The sequence below is a fragment of the Pseudomonas sp. GQ91 genome (assembly GCF_059758795.1).
Genome location: NZ_JCAXED010000006.1, coordinates 170,913 through 188,879, shown reverse-complemented (window position 1 = coordinate 188,879; position 17,967 = coordinate 170,913). Strand labels below are relative to the sequence as shown.

Genomic DNA, 17,967 nt, shown 5'->3' with positions numbered 1-17,967 from the left:
CGGGTATTTCCTGAAACTGCTCGATTACTCCGAGAATCTCACCTGGGCCGGGCGCCGGGTCATCAATACCTTGCCCTCGCGAATTGAATACAGCGGCAAGCCTTGGCTACGAATCACTTCATAGTCACTCTCGGCTGACAGGATCAGCAGGTTGGCCGGACGCCCCGGCTCGAGTCCGTAGCGATCGCCCAACGCCATCGCCTTGGCGCTGTTGTCGGTGACCAGGTCCAGGGCATTCTGCAGCGTGCGGTAGCCGAGCATGTGGCAGATATGCAGCCCGGCTTCCAGCACCCGCAGGATGTTGCCGTTACCCAGCGGGTACCAGGGATCGACGATGGAATCCTGGCCGAAACAGACATTCATGCCAGCTTCCAGCAGTTCGTTGACACGGGTCACGCCACGGCGTTTCGGGAAATTGTCGAAGCGACCCTGCAAGTGAATGCTTTCGGTGGGGCAGGAGACAAAGCTGATGCCCGAGTGCCCCAGCAGGCGAAACAACTTGGCGCAGTAGGCATTGTCGTAAGAACCCATGGCCGTGGTGTGGCTGGCGGTGACCCGACTGCCCATGTCGCGGCTGCGCGCTTCTTCGGCCAGTACTTCAAGAAAGCGCGAGTGCGGGTCATCGGTTTCATCGCAATGCACATCCACCAGGCAACCGCTGCGTTCGGCCAGGTCCATCAAGAACTTTACCGAACTGACACCTTGGTCGCGGGTGTACTCGAAGTGAGGTATGCCACCGATCACATCCGCGCCGAGGCGGATGGCTTCCTCCATCAGTTCCCGGCCGTTGCGATAAGACTCGATGCCTTCCTGAGGGAAAGCGACGATTTGCAGGTCGATCAGGTGGCGGCTTTCCTGGCGCACTTCGAGCATGGCCTTGAGCGCGGTCAGGTCCGGATCAGTCACGTCGACGTGGGTGCGCACGTGCTGGATACCGTGGGCGGCCAGGGCCTGGATGGTCTTTTTGGCGCGGTTTTTGGTGTCTTCGTGGGTGATGGTGGCCTTGCGTTCGCCCCAGCACTCGATGCCTTCGAACAAGGTTCCACTCATGTTCCAGCGCGGTTCGCCGGCGGTGAGGGTGGCGTCGAGGTGAATGTGCGGCTCGACAAAGGGCGGTACTACCAGGTTGCCGGCAGCGTCCAGATCCTCTGGCCCCAGTGTTGGAGCGCTGGTTTGTCGAGCAATGCTGGCGATCCGGCCATGTTCCAGGTGCAGATCATGCAGGCCTTCACGGTTGCGCAGGCGGGCGTTGATGATGTGCATGGGCAAGTTCCTCTTTGGCAAATAGCAATCAGGCAGACAGCCGCCAGATCATCGATGCGATGCCGATGTCCAGACGGTCATTGGGCTGTAGCCAGCAGGTTATCATTGTCCGGAAACCGGGCCAGCGCCGCCAGCCCGCAGGCACATGGGATCAGTACTTGCGTGGCCGTCAGGCTCATGCCTGGACGTCGGCCAGCGGCGTGCGCACGCGCAGGACCGCGCTCAGCACGATGTAGCTGAGCGACGCCGCGGCGATTCCCACCAGCGGTGCGACCCACGGCGAACTGAAGGCCAGTACCGTACCGACGGCATACGCGATCAGCCCCGGCCAGTTGAACGCTGGCAAGCGTACATCGGCCAGCCGTGGATAGTGACCGCGATAGCGGTAAAAGAAGTCGGCCATGATCACCCCGCCAATCGGCGGAATCACTGTGCCGAGCAGGATCAGGTAGGGCACCAGCATGTCGTACATGCCCAGCAACGCCAGCAGGGTGCCGATCACGGCGCCGACCAGGGTCACGGTTTTGCGGCGTTTGGTGCGCAGCAGGTTGCAGCCGGCGACGGCGAAGTTATAGATGGTGTTGTCCTGGGTGCTCCAGATGTTGAGCAACAACATGGCCATTGCGGCCATGGCAAACCCTTGCAGCAGCAACACTTCCACCACATCCGGCTGCTGATAGACGATGGCGCCATAGGCACCGATCAGCACCATCAAGCCGTTACCGATAAAAAAGCCGATCAGGCTGGCCAGTATCGCCACCTTGGCCGAGCGGGAGAATCGCGTCCAGTTGGTGGCCTGGGTCGCGCCGCTGACAAAGGTGCCAAACACCAGGGTAATCGCCGTGGACAGATCCAACTGGGCCGTTGGCACGATCGCCAGCAACCCATCCAGCCCGCCGATTTTCACCGTGGCAACCCACATCGACAGCAACAGCAACAGGCCCATGGCCGGCACTGCGATGTATGAAAGGATTTCCAAACCGCGGTAGCCGACGTAGGCGGTGGCGCAAAACGCCAGGCCGAACAGCACCATCAATGCCAGCACGCTGCCTTGGCTCAACGCAAAATATTTGCCCAGCACCACGGCGGCGGTGGCCGTGCCCCAGGCGTACCAGCCGATCTGGGTGAAGCCGAGGATCAGGTCGCTCAACTTGCTGCCGATTTCGCCAAAGCAGAAGCGCCCCATCAACACCGAGTTCAAACCGCTCTTGAAGGCGATGTAACCCAAGGCTGCGGCGTAGATACCCAACAGCAGGTTACCCAGGGCCACGACACCGAGCATCTGGGTAAAGCTGAAGGCCACTCCCAACTTGCCTCCGGCGAACATGGTCGCGGTAAAAAAAGTGAAGCCCAGCAGCACCATGGCGGTGGAGCCAAGGCTCTTGCGCGCGTGCATGGGCACTTCGCTGAGAGGGTAGTCGTTGCCCGGTTCGTTCTGCGTCATGTGCCTGCCCCTGGAATGAGTGACGCAGGTCTTTGCAGCGTGCGTGCCAACTGCGTTTATCGCTGAACAGGTGGCAAGGCCTAATGCCGTTCAGTTAGAAAGTCGCGTGCCGAATACCGTTCTGTGGCGAGGGGGCTTGCCGGAACACCGTATCGCCTCCGTTGGGCTGCGCAGCAGCCCCAAAAAGGCTTTCCCGTTCGTCCAATCAAACCGGGATGTCAGGTTTGAGGGCTGCTGCGCAGCCCAACGGGGGACAAGCCCCCTCGCCACAGGACAAGCCTATCGCCACAGAACGGTGCGTCGCTGATGCAAGTGGGTACATGGGAGGGCTTGCGCGCAGACAAAAAAACCACCGCAAGGGTGGTTTGATTGAGTCCGGCACCGGCTCATTCACCGCGATAGATACAGCCGCTGGTGCAGGTTTCATGAATGCGGATCGCACTGAGTTCCGGCAACAATGGTTTCAACTCATTCCAGATCCATTTGGCCAGCACTTCGCTGGTGGGATTTTCCAGGCCGGGGATGTCGTTGAGGTAATTGTGGTCCAGGCGTTCATACAGCGGTTTGAAGATCGCCTTGATCTCCGAGAAGTCACGGATCCAGCCGGTATGCGGGTCGAGGTCGCCACTCAGGTGAATAGCCACCTTGAATGAGTGACCATGCAGGCGCCCGCATTTGTGGCCTTCGGGCACGTGTGGCAGGCGGTGGGCGGACTCGAAAGTGAACTCTTTGAAAATTTCCACGGTGTTTTTCAGCTCGGTCAGTGTCTGGCAGGCGGCGAGTTTAACAGCTTGATTCGCCGCTGCGCAGAGTGGCTGATCAGAGGGGAACCAGGCGCTCGCCGAGACGGCCGCTATCGGCCAGTTCGAGGAACTCATCGCCCAGGCGCTGGCTTTCGCTCATTGCCGTTCGCCAGTACGTATTGCGGCGCGCGTCATCGCCGATGAAGCGCTTGAAGTCACTGCGGTCCGGCAGTTTGCCGTAAGGCAGGCGAGCGAGGTAATCCCGCGAGGGTGCCAGCAGCAAGACATTCTGCAAGCCTTGCTGGCTGCCACGTCGCCACGGCAGGCTCTTGTCGAACCAGCCGGGGATCACCCGGTCAGTGAAGTGCGGGTACAGCACGATGTCTTCGCCGTGGTAGGGCAGGTCGAGGTGATAATCCAGCAGGCCACCGTCGCGGAACGTGCCGACCCCGGCGCCCGGCAAGTCGCGGACACCTTGCATGACCATCGGGATCGAGCCAGACGCCAACAACGCTTGGCGCAGATTGCCCACCTGCAGGTCGAGGAAGCGCGATGGAAAATCCTGCAGCGGGTGCAGGGGAGGTGCCTGCCGCGGATCGTGGATGATCAGTCGTTCAAAATGCCGGGACAGCCGCGCACGGCCGCGCAGATTGTCGGCAATCACCGATGACAAGCCCAGGCCCAGGCGTCCACGGTGATCGTCGGCCAGCAGACCGTGGCTTTTGACAACCATGATGTGCAATCGATAGTGAGGATTATCCAGCAGCACGGCATCGCGTCCGGCCAGCAGGTCATCCAGCATGCGCTGGCAGCTCTGGCTGACCTCGGCCATGCTCACGCCTTTGGCAAAACGCTGTTCGTTGTACAGCCGGCCCAGGTCAAGCAGGCCTTGCACCGGATCGGGCAGGCAGGCGCTGGCAAACCGCCAGGAGCCAATGGACGCACCGATCAGCGCGCGTTCGCGGGGCTCGCGCAGCAGCCAGTCGCCGAACAGCGCCAGGTCCAGGCCCTGGATACCCAAGGCTTTCGGGCCGCCGGCGGCCCCCGGCAGAATGCCCACATCCGCGGGTTGCAAAGCCTGTTCGCGAATACGTGAAAAAGCGCGTTGGCCAGCCTTGAGTGTCAGCGCTGGGAACTTGATGTGGATGGCAGTCATACCGGTCTCTGTGGGAGCGAGCGGGGCAGTATAGGAAAACCACCCCGGTTGATGGCAAGGTGTGGCTGATAATTGCCATGGTGGCAATTCAGTTTCAGTTAAGTTGCAGCCGGTACTGTGGAGACCGTAGGAAAAACATCCTGAATTGGAGACACCTCATGAAAATCCTCACAGCATTCATCACCACCAGTATTATCGCCCTCTCCAGCGGTGTAGCCCAAGCCCGCGACCTGGGGCCGGACGAAGCGCTGAAACTGCGTGACGCTGGTACTATTCAGTCATTCGAGAAGCTCAATGCCACCGCCCTGGCCAAGCACCCCAGCGCCACGGTGACGGAAACCGAACTTGAAGAGGAATACGGCAAGTACCTTTACCAGGTTGAAATGCGCGATGCCCAAGGCATTGAGTGGGATCTGGAATTGGACGCTGTCAGCGGTCAAGTCCTCAAGGACCATCAGGATACGTAATGAAGGTAAATCTACGCACCAGCAGTCGATTGGCGCTGGTGCTCCTGGCATTTTGCTCGATGGTGGCCGCCCGGGACCTGAATCAGGATGAAGCCTTGGCGCTGCGTCAACAAGGCGTGATCCTGGCCCTGGAGCAACTGTTGCAGCAGGCCATGTCGCGTCACCCCGGGTCCAGGTTGCTGGAGGCGGAACTGGAAACCAAACACGGGCGTTACGTGTATGAAGTGGAGTTGGTGACCACCGAGGGTGTCGTGCGGGAAATCAAACTGGATGCGACCACCGGGGCGCTGCTTAAAGATGAGGAAGATGACTGATGCGCCTGCTTCTGGTGGAAGACCACGTCCCACTGGCCGATGAATTGATGGCCGGGCTGAATCGTCAAGGGTACGCCGTCGACTGGCTGGCGGATGGACGTGATGCGGTCTATCAGGGCCGCAGCGAACCGTATGACCTGATCATCCTCGACCTGGGGCTGCCCGGTTTGCCGGGGCTTGAAGTGTTGAGCCAGTGGCGTGCCGCCGCGCTGGCCACCCCGGTCCTGATCCTGACGGCCCGCGACTCCTGGGCCGAGCGCATTGAAGGGCTCAAGGCCGGGGCAGATGATTACCTGAGCAAACCGTTTCACCCTGAAGAATTACACCTGCGTATCCAGGCCTTGTTGCGCCGCGCCCATGGTCAGGCCAACCAGCCGACCTTGCAGGCCGCCGGTTTGCATCTGGATGAAGGCCGGCAGTGCGTCATGCGCGAGGGGGAAGAGGTTCAACTGACGGCTGCCGAGTTTCGACTGCTGCGCTATTTCATGCTGCACCCCGAACAGATCCTTTCGAAAAGCCACCTGGCCGAACATTTGTACGATGGCGAGACCGAGCGCGATTCCAACGTATTGGAGGTCCACGTCAACCATCTGCGGCGCAAGCTCGGGCGCAACGTGATTGAAACCCGGCGTGGCCAGGGTTACCGCTTCGGCGCCAATCCGACGTGAGGTCCATCCAGCGGCGGCTGAGCCTGGGCTTGATCAGCGTCATGCTGATCGTTGGCCTGGTGCTGGCGCAGACCAGTCTCTGGTTGTTCGAAATGGGCCTGCAACGCTATCTGGAGTCCGGCTTGCGCAACGACAGCGAGAACCTGCTGGTCGCGCTGGTGCGTGGCCCCAACGGTTTGCAGTTGGACGAACAGCGCTTGTCCTCGGCCTATCAGCGGCCGTTCTCCGGGCATTATTTTCGGATCGACTTCAGCGACACGCACTGGCGCTCCCGTTCGTTGTGGGATCAGGAACTGCCACGCCTGCCCCACGCGGGCCTGAAGGGGAACCTGCAATTGGGGCCTGAAGGCCAGCAACTGCTGGTATTACGTTCGGACTACAAGCGTTTTGGCCAGTCGATTTCCATCAGCGTGGCCCAGGACTACACACCCGTCAGGGAGAGCTTTCGCTTGATGCGACAAATCGGCCTGGTCCTTGGCCTGTCCGCCTTGCTGCTGATCCTGATCCTGCAACGAATCACCGTGCGCCGGGCCCTGCGCCCACTGGAAACCGCCCGCGAACAGATCGCGCAACTGCAACAAGGCCAGCGCTCGCAACTGGATAACCAGGTGCCGGTGGAACTGGAACCGCTGGTGGCGCAAATCAACCACTTGCTGGCCCATACCGAAGACAGCCTCAAGCGCTCGCGCAACGCGCTGGGCAATCTTGGCCACGCCTTGAAAACGCCGCTGGCGGTGCTGTTGAGCGTGGCGTCCAGCGAGCAGCTCAAGGAACATCCACAATTGGTCAGGTTGTTGCGTGAGCAGTTGGCGCAGGTGCAGCAGCGCCTCAACCGTGAACTCAATCGCGCCCGCCTGGCCGGCGAGACCTTGCCGGGCGCCTTGTTCGACTGTGATGCTGAATTGCCAAGTTTGCTGGCGACCCTGAACATGATTCACGGCGAGCATCTGGATTTGAGTTACCACGTGAGCCCGGGCCTGCAATTGCCCTGGGACCGCGAGGATCTGCTGGAACTGCTCGGCAATCTGCTGGACAACGCCTGCAAATGGGCGGATGCCGAAGTGAGCGTGAGCATTCAGCCAACGCCGCAGCACTTTCAACTGGTCGTGGAGGACGACGGGCCGGGAATCCCCGAGGCCCAGCGCGATCAGGTATTCAGTCGCGGCACCCGGCTGGATGAACAGACCGACGGCCATGGCCTGGGGCTGGGGATCGTGCGAGATATTGTCGACGTGTGGGGCGGGACGTTGCAATTGCGCGAAAGCGCGCTGGGCGGGCTCAAGGTGCTGATCGAGTTGCCACGACGCCAAGCCTGAAATGCATGGGTCACGCTTACCGAGCGTGACCCGCGCTTAGCCAGCGCCTCAAACCCTGAACTGATCCATCAACCCTTGCTGCTGGTTGGCCAGGCTATTGAGTGACTGGCTGACCCGCGCCGACTCATTGGCTTGGCCAGACAGCGACTCGGTGACGTCACGGATGGTCGCCACATTATTGTTGATTTCTTCAGCCACGGCGCTTTGTTCCTCGGCAGCGCTGGCGATCTGCAGGTTCATGTCGCTGATCACCGTCACCGCTGCACCGATCTGGCGTAGCGCGGTCACGGCCTGGCCCACCTGCTCGACACTGCCCTGTGCCTGGCGATGGCTGTTGCTCATGGCACCCACGACTTCCTGGGTGCCGACTTGCAACTGTTCGATGACCTGACGGGTTTCTTCCACCGACTCCTGGGTGCGACGTGCCAGGTTGCGCACTTCGTCAGCCACCACCGCAAAACCACGACCGGCCTCACCGGCGCGGGCCGCTTCAATCGCGGCATTGAGGGCGAGTAAGTTGGTCTGTTCGGCAATCGCGCGAATCACTTCCAGGACTGAGCCGATCTTCTCGCTGTTGGCCGCCAGGCCTTCGACCTGAGCCATTGCCGTGCTCATGTCAGACGCCAAGTGACCGATGCTGGAGGTGGTGCGGTCGATCACCGTGAGTCCCTCGCGGGTCGCCTGATCGGCATCGCGGGCCGCCTGGGCCGCTTGGGCTGCACTGCGGGCCACATCCTGGGCGGTGGCGCTCATCTCGTGGGAAGCGGTGGCCACTTGATCCACCTGGCGGTATTGCTGCTCCATGCCGGCGCTGGTTTCGCTGGCGATGGCCGCCGATTGATCGGCAGTGCTGCGCGCGTCCTGGACCGAGCGTTTGACCTGGGCGATGGTCGGCTGCAATTTGTCGAGGAAGCGGTTGAACCAACTGGCCAATTCGCCGAGTTCGTCGCGCTTGTCGTAGGCCAGGCGACGGGTCAGGTCGCCTTCGCCGCTGGCAATGTCTTCAAGCATGCGCGCCACGCCGAGGATAGGCCGGGTCACACTGCGAGCCATCAGCCACACCAGCAGCAAGCCAACAATGGCCGCGAGCAAACCCAGGCCCAGTTCCAGCAGGGTGCCTTTGGTATTGTCGGCGTCCAGTTCGGCCTTGAGGGCCTCGGCCGGGCCGATCAGGACTTTTTCCGGTACATCGAGCAACACGCCCCATGGCTTGCCGTCGGGAATCGGCTGGAACGGCGCCAACACTTTGAGTTGCTGGTCAATGCGCAAGCTGCGGGTCTGCGTGCCGTCGGCCAAGGCGCTGATCAACTGCGCGCCGCTGCGGGTGTCGACGCTGTCCAGACGCTGGCTGAGCTTGCTGGCATCCGGGCTATAGCCCGCCAGCAAACCCACCGGACTGATGATGCTGACACTGGTCTGCCCGTCATACAGCTTCTGGCTGACAGTCTGGCTGACGGCCTGCAGGCTGTTGAGGTTAATGTCTACCGACAGCGACGCGATGACTTTGCCGTCGACCGTCAACGGAAAGACGATGCTGGTCAACAGCACATTTTTCCCGTCGATCACATAGAAATACGGCTCGATCACACAGGGCTTGAGTGTGGTGCGCGGGCAGGTGAACCAGGTGTTGGCTTGCTCGCCGCTGGGGCCGATGCTGGTGTCGGACATGTCACTTTCGGGCAGCGCCATCGAGGTCAACGTGCCGGCGGTCGGCTGCGACCAGTAGAGGGCGAAGCGCCCCGTTTCGTTACTGCCCAGCTCGTTCTGGCCGGCGAACAGTTCGTCCTTGCCATCCAGCGCATTGCTCTCGAACACCAGGGACAGGCCCAGCAGGTCCGGGTTGGCTTGCAGAGCGGCCTTGACCTGGCGGGTCAGGTCTTCGCGCAAGTCGAAGGCGTCGAGGAAGCGTTTCTCGGCTTGTTCGCGCAGGAACAGGACTTGGCGAGAGAAACCGTGACCGTACTGATAGGCGTCCATGAATTGCTGGCGGATGGCCAAAGCCTGGACTTCACCCTGGGCTTCGATGCGGGCTTGGGCCGCGACGTCGAGCATCTGCATGCTGGATGCCTGGACCCGTTGCGAGCTCTGGTCCATGCGATACAGCGAAAGACCCACCAGCAGGGTCACGATCCCCAGCAGGCAAAGTCCTGCCAGGAGGGTGATTTTCCATTGAATGGACAACTGTCTGAGCGACATGCAGATCCTTAACCTTTCGATACGGCAGAAGTGTCCTACTGCATCGGCCGGACAGATTTTTTCTTTATTCATACGTTCAATTGAATACGTTGCGCGACGTCGTTTTTTGACATCACGCGCGACCTGCTGCAAAGTGCGCGCCCTCTAAGAAAGCTCCTTTTTGGCTGGCGTCCAGCCGTCGTTCCCTCGACGGGCATGGCGCCGGCATGCGCGTTTTTTGTCGTTTTCACGTTTTTGCCTGAGGTAACCATGATTAATGCAGTAATCGCCGCGGTCGGTACCATGCTGGTGCTCAGCCTGTCCCGCGTGCATGTGGTCATCGCGATCATCGTCGGCGCCCTGGTGGGGGGCTTGACCGGTGGCCTTGGCATTGACGCGACGCTCAAGGCGTTTAACAGCGGCTTGGGGGGTGGGGCCACAGTGGCGCTGTCTTACGCATTGCTGGGAGCTTTCGCTGTGGCGATCGCCAAGTCCGGGTTGGCGCATGCGTTGGCCGACAAGGCCTTGCTGCTGGTGGATCGCCAGGAGTCGGCGGGCGGCAGCCATATCAAATGGCTATTGATCGGCCTGCTGGGAACGGTGGCGATTGCCTCGCAGAACATCCTGCCGATCCATATCGCCTTTATCCCGCTGCTGGTGCCGCCACTGTTATATGTACTCACCAAGTTGCAGCTGGACCGCCGCCTGATTGCCTGCGTGATGACGTTCGGCCTGATCACGCCCTACATGTTCCTGCCGGTCGGGTTCGGCAATATCTTCCTCAATCAGATCCTGCTGGCCAACGTCGCCAAAGGTGGCGTAGACATCAGCCAGGTCAACGTGACCCACGCCATGGGCATTCCGGCATTGGGCATGGTCTTTGGCTTGTTGGTGGCGGTGTTTTTCAGCTACCGCAAAAAGCGCGTCTATGACCTGAAGAAAATCGCACGGGTCGAACAGGTTGCGGTGCGCTACAACCCGCTGACGCTGCTGGTCGCCGGGGTGGCGATTGCTGCGGCGTTCATCATCCAGTTGTGGTTGGACTCGATGATCATCGGCGCCCTGGTTGGCTTCCTGATCTTCTCGGTGTCGGGCATCGTGCGCTGGCGTGAGACTGACGATCTGTTCACCGAAGGCATGAAGATGATGGCGATGATCGGTTTCATCATGATTGCCGCCGCGGGGTTTGCCGAAGTGCTCAAGGCTACCGGCCAGGTACAGACGCTGGTGCAAGCCTCTGCCGCCCTGATCGGCCATAGCCGTGGCGTGGGTGCGCTGCTGATGCTGCTGGTGGGCCTGTTGGTAACCATGGGCATTGGTTCGTCGTTCTCCACGGTGCCGATCCTTGCCGCGATTTTCGTACCCTTGTGCCTGCAGCTCGGTTTCAGCCCGCTGGCCATCGTGTGTATCGTCGGCACCGCGGGCGCCTTGGGGGATGCCGGTTCTCCAGCGTCGGACTCCACGCTGGGCCCGACCTCGGGTTTGAATATCGACGGTCAACATCACCATATCTGGGACACCGTGGTCCCGACGTTCCTGCATTACAACCTGCCGTTGCTGGTGTTCGGCTGGTTTGCCGCGATGGTTCTGTAATCTGCTCGCTGTCCCGTGCAAAGGCGGGACAGGCCTGGCGCGTCATCGTCAGCGACGACCGCCGGCAACCCCCGGGCGCCTACAGTTTTCTCTCCCCTGGCCGTTAACCTCTTAACGCCGTCTTATAAGAGAGAGAATCCATGCGTCTTAGTCTGAAGGCCAAAGTACTGTCCCTCGCCGTGCTGCCTGTGCTGTTGTTTGCCGTGGTCATCAGCCTGACCACGGTGTGGATGCTCAAGGAGCAGGCCAGGACCGAGGTCGAGGAAACCCGTGAGCGCCTGCTCAACGATGCCAAGGCCACCCTGCAAAGCTATGTAGAAGTGGCCATGACTACGATCAAGCCGCTTTACGACGCCGCCGCGCCAGGTGATACGGCCGCACGCGCACAGGTGGTCAAGTTGCTGTCGAACACTTCCTACGGCAAGGACGGTTATTTCTTCGGCTACGACTCCGAGGCCATTCGCCTGTTCAAGGGCAACAGCCCGGACGGCGTAGGCAAAAGCTTCAAGGACAACCGTGATCCCAACGGCGTCTACGTCAACGTGGGCCTGGTGAAAGTTGCCAAGGACGGTACTCACTACTTGCAATACAGTTCGACGCAGCCAGGGCAAACGGAACTGGTGCCCAAGCTCGGCTATACCGAATACCTGCCCAAGTGGGACATGGTGATCGGTACGTCGGTCAACCTGGACGGCATCGAAGCGCTGGTCGCCGAGGTGCAAGCCAAAGTCAATGACCGCATGGAAGGGGTGCTGCTGAGCATCGTCGGCATCGCGCTGGTGCTGTTGGTGGTGATCGCCGCTGTCGGCATGGTGCTGGCCAATGCCATTTTGCGGCCGCTGCACTTGATGAAAACCAATCTCGACGACATCGCCGCCGGCGAAGGCGACTTGACCCGCCGCCTGGCGATCACCAGCCAGGACGAGCTGGGCGAGCTGGCGGGCTCGTTCAACCGTTTTGTCGACAAGATTCACGGCCTGGTGCGGCAGATTACCGAAATGACCTCGCAACTCACGGGGCTGGTGGGCCAGGTTTCCGAACAGGCCCAGCGCTCGGAACAAGCCATGGAGCGCCAGCGTCACGAGACCGATCAAGTGGCGACGGCCATCAACGAAATGTCTTCCGCGGCCCATGAAGTCGCCCGCAGTGCCCAGGGCGCGGCGGTGGCGGCGCAGCAGACCGATGCCGAGGGCCAGGCCGCCAAGCGCGTGGTGGATGGCAGCATTGCGCAGATTCACGCGCTGGTGAACGACATTCGCAGCAGCGGTGTGTCGCTGGACAGCCTGCAGCAGGACGTTTCCTCGATTGTCAGCGTACTTGGGGTGATTCGCTCGATTGCCGAGCAAACCAATCTGCTGGCCCTCAACGCAGCCATTGAAGCGGCGCGTGCGGGTGAGGCCGGTCGTGGTTTTGCGGTGGTGGCCGATGAAGTGCGCGCGCTGGCCAGTCGTACCCAGCAAAGCACCCAGGAAATCCAGGGCATGATCGACCGCCTGCAAAAAGGCACCGAGGCGGCGGTGGAGTCCATGCGCCGTTCCAGCGATGCCGGTGACGGCACCTCAGCCAAAGCCAACGAAGCCGGGGCGTCCCTCGACACCATGGCGCAGTTGATCGGCACCATCAACTCGATGAACGCGCAGATTGCCAGCGCCGCCGAGGAACAAACTGCGGTGGCCGAAGAGATCAACCGCAGCGTGCACCAGATTGCCGTCGCGGTGGACAGCGTGGCGGACGAGACCCAGCAGGGTGCGCAGACGTCTCGCAGCCTGGCGGATCTGGGGCAGCGGTTGGGGCAGTTGGTGGGGCAGTTCAAGATCTGATCGTTTAAAGACAGGAGGCTGGGTTGGGGCCCTTATCCGTTGCTGCGGTCACGGCGGATATGAACCCGATCCAACCCCCGACGTCGCCGATAACCCGCTAAACATCGCGCATCAACAACCCGAACTGCAGCTCCCTCTCCAGTGGCACCGGCACATAGACCGTGTGCCCGTCCCCGGGTGCCACGTCGATGGCTGCGCCCTTGGCGTTGCACATCCTTCCCAGATCAAAATGAAAATTTCCCGCCGGCGTCATCAACTCCAGGTGATTGCCCACGGCAAAGCGGTTCTTCACCTTGACCTCGGCCAATTCGCCGCGCCGTTCGCCGGTCAACTCACCGACAAACTGCTGACGCTCCGAGACTGAGCTGCCGTGCTGATAATTCTGGTACTCGTCGTGTACATGACGGCGCAGGAAACCTTCGGTGTAGCCACGCTGGGCCAGGGATTCCAGATCAGTCATCAGGCTGCGGTCGAATGCGCGACCCGCGACGGCATCATCAATCGCCCGGCGGTACACCTGAATGGTCCGTGCGACATAGAAGTGCGATTTGGTGCGGCCTTCAATCTTCAGCGAATGCACGCCCATGCGAGTCAGGCGCTCGACATGCTGCACCGCTCGCAGGTCCTTGGCGTTCATGATGTAGGTGCCGTGTTCGTCCTCGAAGGCAGGCATGTGTTCGTCCGGGCGGTTGGCCTCGCGCAGCAGAAACACCTGCTCGGTGGGAGCGCCCAGGCCCAGCGTCGGTTCGGCCGGGTAGCGCTGGACGATATCGCCTGCGGCGTTTTCCACGGCAGGCGTGGCCTGGTACTTCCAGCGGCAGGCATTGGTACAGCTGCCTTGATTGGCATCGCGTTTGTTCATGTAGCCCGAGAGCAGGCAGCGGCCAGAGTAGGCCATGCACAAGGCACCGTGGACAAACACTTCCAGTTCCATGGCGGGCACGTGTTGACGGATCTCGGCGATTTCTTCGAGGGACAGCTCCCGGGACAGGATGATCCGGCAGACGCCTTGCTGCTGCCAGAATTCGACGCTGGCCCAGTTCACCGTGTTGGCCTGCACCGACAGGTGAATGGGCATCTGCGGGAAGTGCCGGCGCACCAGCATGATCAAGCCCGGGTCGGACATGATCAGCGCGTCGGGGCCCATCGCGATGACGGGCTCCAGGTCTTTGAGGAAGGTTTTCAGCTTGGCGTTGTGCGGCGCGATATTGACCACCACATAGAAGCGTTTGCCTTGGGCGTGGGCTGCGTCGATGCCCAAGGCCAGGTTGGCGTGGTCAAACGCGTTGTTGCGCACGCGCAAGCTGTAGCGCGGCTGGCCGGCGTAGACCGCATCGGCGCCGTAGGCGAAGGCGTAGCGCATGTTTTTCAGGGTGCCGGCGGGGGCGAGCAGTTCAGGGGCGAGGACAGGCAACATGGGGGCTTCGATCGCAAAAGGGCGGCAGCGTAATAGAGGCCTGCGCGGGCGTTATTGATCTGGGTCTACGCTGTATGAAAAAAGACGGCACTCCCGGGATTTGCGGTGGACTAAGCAACAGGACGCGATTGGGCGTCCTGCGTTTTTACGGCATGGATCGGACATGAACCAAACGAATCTGCAATTCAAAACCCTGCTGTTGCTTCTGGCCTTGGTGACCATCGCCTTTATCTGGATTATGTTGCCGTTCTACGGTGCGGTGTTCTGGGCGGTTATCCTGGGAATCATCTTTGCGCCCATGCAACGGCGCTTGCAGCTCAAGTTTGGCTGGAACCGCAACCTGACGTCGCTCTGTACCTTGACGGTATGCCTGGTGATCGCCATTTTGCCGGTGATCATCACCAGCGCCCTGCTGGTTCAGGAAGGGGCGACGCTGTACAAGAACATCGAAAGCGGCAAACTGGACATTGCGAGCTATATCGATCAGTTCAAGAGCATCCTGCCGCCGTATTTCCAGCAACTGCTCGACCGCTTCGGCATGGGCGACCTGGAAGGGCTGAGGGACAAAATCGTCAAGGGCGCCATGCAGGGCAGCCAGTTCTTCGCCACTCAGGCGTTCAGTTTTGGCCAGGGCACCTTTGAGTTTCTGGTGAGCTTTTTCATCATGCTGTATCTGCTGTTCTTCCTTCTGCGCGACGGCCCCGAGCTGGTGCGCAAGGTGCGCACCGCAGTACCGCTGGCCGAGCCGCAGAAGCGTCGCCTGCAGCTCAAGTTCAATCGGGTGGTGCGCGCCACGGTCAAGGGCAACGTGCTGGTGGCCGTGACCCAGGGTGCGCTGGGAGGCTTGATTTTCTGGTTTCTGGATATCCCCAGCGCGTTGCTCTGGGCGGTGCTGATGGCCTTTTTGTCGTTGCTGCCAGCAGTGGGTGCGGGGATTGTCTGGGGACCTGTGGCGGTGTATTTCCTGCTCAGCGGCTCGATCTGGCAAGGCGTGGTGCTGGTCTCGTTCGGAGTATTGGTGATCGGCCTGGTGGACAACGTGCTGCGTCCGATCCTGGTGGGCAAGGACACCAAGATGCCCGATTACCTGATTCTGATCTCGACACTGGGCGGCCTGTCGATCTTTGGCCTCAACGGTTTTGTGATCGGGCCGCTGATTGCCGCGCTATTTATCTCCAGTTGGGGGCTGTTTGTCGAAACCAAACCCCGCGCACGGCTGCCGTTGCCCTAGGCGTCGAAACGATGCGCCATCTGGCGTGACAGGGCCTGGGCGTCAGGGAGCGAGGTGAGGGGGCCGCTGATGGGCTCGCCGTCCTCCACCAGATACCAGCAGGCGAGCAGACCCAGTTCCCGAAGTGAGGCGGGGACCGCGCTGCCGATGACGGACATGATTTGAATAGTGGGCATATCTACCTCCAGTGCGTTCTGGAGGTCACCTTACGATTTGCGCGCGATCAGGAAAAATCAACCTGCTCGATAGTCGACATCATTGTTATCGAGACAACGCTGGCCCGCGATCAGTCAACCACCTGATCGAGCATGCCCAGCACTTCCTGTTCATTGAGCAGGCCCTTGCGGACCAGGTTTTCCGCCAGCAATGAGAGGAACTTGGCGCTGCGATGGCCTTCCAGGTGCTTGAGTTCGGTCAAGGCGCTGTAGACCTTGCTGGAGGTGCAAAGGCCGGCGGTACGGTGTGGATTCTGCGTGGGCATGCTGGGGCGTCCTTATTGTTATGGCCTGTTAGGGGTGGACAGTTTTGATAGTGAGAGTGTGATGTGACACAAACATGACAGCGCACCCCCGCATTCGGCAAGTACACAGTGATTCAAAGAGTGGCGGATTTAATCGCCGCCGTTATTCCCATAACGACCTCGGCGAGATTTATTCAGACTATCGAGGCCAAAAAAGCTGCGCCGGGTTACCTGCCGCGCCGGTCGCAACAGGCTCAAGGATTGTCGCGGGGCTGCTTTTAAGACAACGTATATCCGGAAAATCGCCCGCCCTCGGGGTAAAGGTTGTGTAAGGTCTGTTTCGAGTTGCTTACTTCAAGGAGTCACCCATGCTGATGAACCCCAACCGGGACACCCAACTGTGCATGTCGCTGTCGGCGCGTCCCGGGAATTTTGGCCTGCGTTTTCACAATCACCTGTATGAGCAATTGGGGCTTAATTTTTACTACAAAGCGTTCAGCAGTCGGGATTTGCCGGGGGCCGTGGGCGGTATCCGCGCGTTGGGTATTCGCGGCTGTGGTGTGTCGATGCCGTTCAAGGAAGCCTGCATTGAACTGGTGGATGAGCTGGACGATTCGGCCCGCGCCATCGCTTCAATCAACACCATCGTCAATACCGACGGGCATCTCAAGGCGTACAACACCGATTACATTGCCGTCGAGCAACTGCTGAAAAAGCATGCGGTGCCCCAGGATTCTACGTTCGCCCTGCGTGGCAGCGGCGGCATGGCCAAGGCCGTGGCCAGTGCCTTGCGCGACGGTGGCTACGCCAATGGCCTGATTGTCGCCCGCAACGAAGCGACCGGCAGGGCCTTGGCGCAGAGCCTTGGGTACGAATGGCAAGCCGAGCTGGGCGCTGCACGGCCACAGATGCTGATCAATGTGACGCCTATCGGAATGACCGGTGGCGCGGAAGCTGACGAGTTGGCGTTTGAGGCTGAAGCGATCGACGCGGCGGATACGCTGTTTGATGTGGTGGCGATCCCCGCCGAAACGCCATTGATCGTGCGCGGTCGCGCCACGGGCAAACGTGTGATTACCGGTCTTGAAGTGATTGCAATCCAGGCCCTGGAGCAATTTGTGCTGTATACCGGGGTAAGGCCCACGGCTGAGCAGTTCCAGGCAGCCGTGTCGTTTGCACGAGAATAAAAGACGGTATCTACGGGACGAAATTTGCGCTTGTCCGGCGCGGCTCAATACGGGCTGAGTCTTATTCGAGACGCGAAAGGCGTTCTTCCAGCGCCGCAATCCGCGCTTCCAGCTCTTCGATGCGCTCCAGTGAAACCGCGCTGCCAGCACTGCGCTCCGGCGGATTGCCACGGGCGGCGAGGATCGCTTCGATATCCGCCGGATCGCCCAGGGCATGGGTGTAGCGGTCTTCACGCTGACCCGCCTGCTTGGGCACCAGCACCGCCAGGTCGCGGGCGATAAGGCGTTCCAGTTGATGCACGACCTGCTCGGCGTCTTCAAAGTCATGCATGCGGCCGCTGCGGGTCAGCAGTTCGTTGACGGTCTGTGGACCGCGCAGAAACAGCAGCCCGCTGAGAATCACTTGGGCGGGTACCAGTTCCAGGGCCTTGTCGACCCGGTGCTCCCAGCGGTCAGCCCGGCTGCCCATCACCAGCCTGGTAAACCCGCGACCTTCCAGGACCCGCAAGCTCTGGCCGACCTGGCCCTGGCTGAGGTTCATCACCGGTTCCCGGCTGGTTTTCTGGTTACAGGCCAGCACCAGGGCGTTGAGGGTCAGCGGGTAGGTTTCCGGGTGGGTGGCCTGTTTTTCGATCAGGCACCCCAAAACGCGAATTTCCGTGCTGTTAAGGCGTGGCTCGGAGGAGGTGGTGTCGTGCTCGGTGGTCATCGCG

17 protein-coding genes and 1 pseudogene are annotated in these 17,967 nt (G+C 60.8%); 8 read left to right on the top strand and 10 right to left on the bottom strand.

All coding sequences use genetic code 11. The features are described from left to right. Positions 1-24 precede the first annotated feature (24 nt). The 4 genes from codA to AC6CIA_RS11230 all read right to left on the bottom strand — a co-directional run bounded on the left by codA (position 25) and on the right by AC6CIA_RS11230 (position 4,606). Entirely contained in the window at positions 25-1,263 is a 1,239-nt protein-coding gene (gene codA, locus AC6CIA_RS11245; RefSeq protein WP_498311974.1) for a cytosine deaminase, read from the bottom strand. A gap of 175 nt (positions 1,264-1,438) precedes the next feature. Continuing rightward, positions 1,439-2,707, bottom strand: coding sequence for a cytosine permease (codB, locus tag AC6CIA_RS11240; protein ID WP_498311972.1), 1,269 nt, complete (start codon positions 2,705-2,707; stop codon positions 1,439-1,441). A 386-nt stretch (positions 2,708-3,093) separates the two neighbouring features. Continuing rightward, positions 3,094-3,450, bottom strand: a complete 357-nt coding sequence (gene queD / locus AC6CIA_RS11235; RefSeq protein ID WP_003190259.1) for a 6-carboxytetrahydropterin synthase QueD — start codon at positions 3,448-3,450, stop codon at positions 3,094-3,096. Positions 3,451-3,526: 76 nt separating this feature from the next. After that, complete coding sequence (locus tag AC6CIA_RS11230; RefSeq protein WP_498311970.1) at positions 3,527-4,606, bottom strand: patatin-like phospholipase family protein; 1,080 nt, start codon at positions 4,604-4,606, stop codon at positions 3,527-3,529. A 158-nt stretch (positions 4,607-4,764) separates the two neighbouring features. Between AC6CIA_RS11230 and AC6CIA_RS11225 the strand changes: the two genes are divergently transcribed. From AC6CIA_RS11225 to AC6CIA_RS11210, 4 genes are read left to right on the top strand one after another with little or no spacing between them, the layout of a single operon-like run. Beyond that, positions 4,765-5,073 (top strand): PepSY domain-containing protein, encoded by a 309-nt coding sequence (locus AC6CIA_RS11225; protein ID WP_498311968.1) that lies wholly within the window; start codon positions 4,765-4,767, stop codon positions 5,071-5,073. Beyond that, complete coding sequence (locus AC6CIA_RS11220; RefSeq protein WP_084377712.1) at positions 5,073-5,387, top strand: PepSY domain-containing protein; 315 nt, start codon at positions 5,073-5,075, stop codon at positions 5,385-5,387. The genes AC6CIA_RS11225 and AC6CIA_RS11220 overlap by 1 nt, the downstream gene beginning before the upstream one ends. Then, a complete protein-coding gene (locus tag AC6CIA_RS11215; protein WP_498311966.1) occupies positions 5,387-6,055 on the top strand; it encodes a response regulator transcription factor in 669 nt (222 codons plus the stop codon). Before AC6CIA_RS11220 ends, AC6CIA_RS11215 begins: the two co-directional genes overlap by 1 nt. Beyond that, a complete protein-coding gene (locus AC6CIA_RS11210; protein ID WP_498311964.1) occupies positions 6,052-7,371 on the top strand; it encodes a sensor histidine kinase in 1,320 nt (439 codons plus the stop codon). The genes AC6CIA_RS11215 and AC6CIA_RS11210 overlap by 4 nt, the downstream gene beginning before the upstream one ends. A gap of 48 nt (positions 7,372-7,419) precedes the next feature. Here AC6CIA_RS11210 and AC6CIA_RS11205 read toward each other — a convergent pair whose 3' ends face one another. Both AC6CIA_RS11205 and AC6CIA_RS11200 read right to left on the bottom strand, forming a co-directional pair. After that, positions 7,420-8,175 carry a methyl-accepting chemotaxis protein gene (locus AC6CIA_RS11205; protein WP_498312214.1) on the bottom strand — a complete coding sequence of 252 codons (756 nt, stop codon included), beginning with the start codon at positions 8,173-8,175 and terminating at the stop codon, positions 7,420-7,422. A 102-nt stretch (positions 8,176-8,277) separates the two neighbouring features. Further along, positions 8,278-8,424: pseudogene (locus tag AC6CIA_RS11200) on the bottom strand (HAMP domain-containing protein); the annotation flags it as partial. Positions 8,425-9,819: 1,395 nt separating this feature from the next. Between AC6CIA_RS11200 and AC6CIA_RS11195 the strand changes: the two are divergent. Together AC6CIA_RS11195 and ctpM are read left to right on the top strand one after the other, a co-directional pair. Then, positions 9,820-11,139 carry a Na+/H+ antiporter family protein gene (locus AC6CIA_RS11195; protein ID WP_498312212.1) on the top strand — a complete coding sequence of 440 codons (1,320 nt, stop codon included), beginning with the start codon at positions 9,820-9,822 and terminating at the stop codon, positions 11,137-11,139. Positions 11,140-11,279: 140 nt separating this feature from the next. Continuing rightward, on the top strand, positions 11,280-12,959 hold the full coding sequence (ctpM, locus tag AC6CIA_RS11190; RefSeq protein WP_498311962.1) for a methyl-accepting chemotaxis protein CtpM: 1,680 nt from the start codon (positions 11,280-11,282) through the stop codon (positions 12,957-12,959). Positions 12,960-13,056: 97 nt separating this feature from the next. Here ctpM and trhP read toward each other — a convergent pair whose 3' ends face one another. Further along, positions 13,057-14,376 carry a prephenate-dependent tRNA uridine(34) hydroxylase TrhP gene (gene trhP, locus AC6CIA_RS11185; RefSeq protein ID WP_498311961.1) on the bottom strand — a complete coding sequence of 440 codons (1,320 nt, stop codon included), beginning with the start codon at positions 14,374-14,376 and terminating at the stop codon, positions 13,057-13,059. A gap of 163 nt (positions 14,377-14,539) precedes the next feature. On the opposite strand from trhP, the gene AC6CIA_RS11180 reads away from it, so the two are divergent. Beyond that, positions 14,540-15,607, top strand: coding sequence for an AI-2E family transporter (locus AC6CIA_RS11180; RefSeq protein WP_498311959.1), 1,068 nt, complete (start codon positions 14,540-14,542; stop codon positions 15,605-15,607). Here the strand turns inward: AC6CIA_RS11180 and AC6CIA_RS11175 are convergent. Together AC6CIA_RS11175 and AC6CIA_RS11170 are read right to left on the bottom strand one after the other, a co-directional pair. Beyond that, positions 15,604-15,783: a hypothetical protein gene (locus tag AC6CIA_RS11175; RefSeq protein ID WP_339528295.1), complete on the bottom strand. Its 180-nt coding sequence runs from the start codon at positions 15,781-15,783 to the stop codon at positions 15,604-15,606. The genes AC6CIA_RS11180 and AC6CIA_RS11175 overlap by 4 nt on opposite strands. Positions 15,784-15,893: 110 nt before the next feature. Next, positions 15,894-16,088 carry a hypothetical protein gene (locus AC6CIA_RS11170; protein WP_498311957.1) on the bottom strand — a complete coding sequence of 65 codons (195 nt, stop codon included), beginning with the start codon at positions 16,086-16,088 and terminating at the stop codon, positions 15,894-15,896. A gap of 347 nt (positions 16,089-16,435) precedes the next feature. On the opposite strand from AC6CIA_RS11170, the gene AC6CIA_RS11165 reads away from it, so the two are divergent. Next, a complete protein-coding gene (locus tag AC6CIA_RS11165; protein WP_498311955.1) occupies positions 16,436-17,254 on the top strand; it encodes a shikimate 5-dehydrogenase in 819 nt (272 codons plus the stop codon). 61 nt (positions 17,255-17,315) lie between these two features. Here AC6CIA_RS11165 and AC6CIA_RS11160 read toward each other — a convergent pair whose 3' ends face one another. Next, on the bottom strand, positions 17,316-17,963 hold the full coding sequence (locus AC6CIA_RS11160; protein ID WP_498311953.1) for a YceH family protein: 648 nt from the start codon (positions 17,961-17,963) through the stop codon (positions 17,316-17,318). Positions 17,964-17,967: the final 4 nt, after the last annotated feature.

What these genes read in the sequence shown, in the direction of transcription:
- codA (WP_498311974.1), bottom strand. Translation starts at nt 1,263, where the DNA reads ATGCACATCATCAACGCCCGCCTGCGCAACCGTGAAGGCCTGCATGAT.
- codB (WP_498311972.1), bottom strand. Translation starts at nt 2,707, where the DNA reads ATGACGCAGAACGAACCGGGCAACGACTACCCTCTCAGCGAAGTGCCC.
- AC6CIA_RS11230 (WP_498311970.1), bottom strand. Translation starts at nt 4,606, where the DNA reads ATGACTGCCATCCACATCAAGTTCCCAGCGCTGACACTCAAGGCTGGC.
- AC6CIA_RS11225 (WP_498311968.1), top strand. Translation starts at nt 4,765, where the DNA reads ATGAAAATCCTCACAGCATTCATCACCACCAGTATTATCGCCCTCTCC.
- AC6CIA_RS11220 (WP_084377712.1), top strand. Translation starts at nt 5,073, where the DNA reads ATGAAGGTAAATCTACGCACCAGCAGTCGATTGGCGCTGGTGCTCCTG.
- AC6CIA_RS11215 (WP_498311966.1), top strand. Translation starts at nt 5,387, where the DNA reads ATGCGCCTGCTTCTGGTGGAAGACCACGTCCCACTGGCCGATGAATTG.
- AC6CIA_RS11205 (WP_498312214.1), bottom strand. Translation starts at nt 8,175, where the DNA reads ATGGAGCAGCAATACCGCCAGGTGGATCAAGTGGCCACCGCTTCCCAC.
- ctpM (WP_498311962.1), top strand. Translation starts at nt 11,280, where the DNA reads ATGCGTCTTAGTCTGAAGGCCAAAGTACTGTCCCTCGCCGTGCTGCCT.
- trhP (WP_498311961.1), bottom strand. Translation starts at nt 14,376, where the DNA reads ATGTTGCCTGTCCTCGCCCCTGAACTGCTCGCCCCCGCCGGCACCCTG.
- AC6CIA_RS11180 (WP_498311959.1), top strand. Translation starts at nt 14,540, where the DNA reads ATGAACCAAACGAATCTGCAATTCAAAACCCTGCTGTTGCTTCTGGCC.
- AC6CIA_RS11175 (WP_339528295.1), bottom strand. Translation starts at nt 15,783, where the DNA reads ATGCCCACTATTCAAATCATGTCCGTCATCGGCAGCGCGGTCCCCGCC.
- AC6CIA_RS11170 (WP_498311957.1), bottom strand. Translation starts at nt 16,088, where the DNA reads ATGCCCACGCAGAATCCACACCGTACCGCCGGCCTTTGCACCTCCAGC.
- AC6CIA_RS11165 (WP_498311955.1), top strand. Translation starts at nt 16,436, where the DNA reads ATGCTGATGAACCCCAACCGGGACACCCAACTGTGCATGTCGCTGTCG.
- AC6CIA_RS11160 (WP_498311953.1), bottom strand. Translation starts at nt 17,963, where the DNA reads ATGACCACCGAGCACGACACCACCTCCTCCGAGCCACGCCTTAACAGC.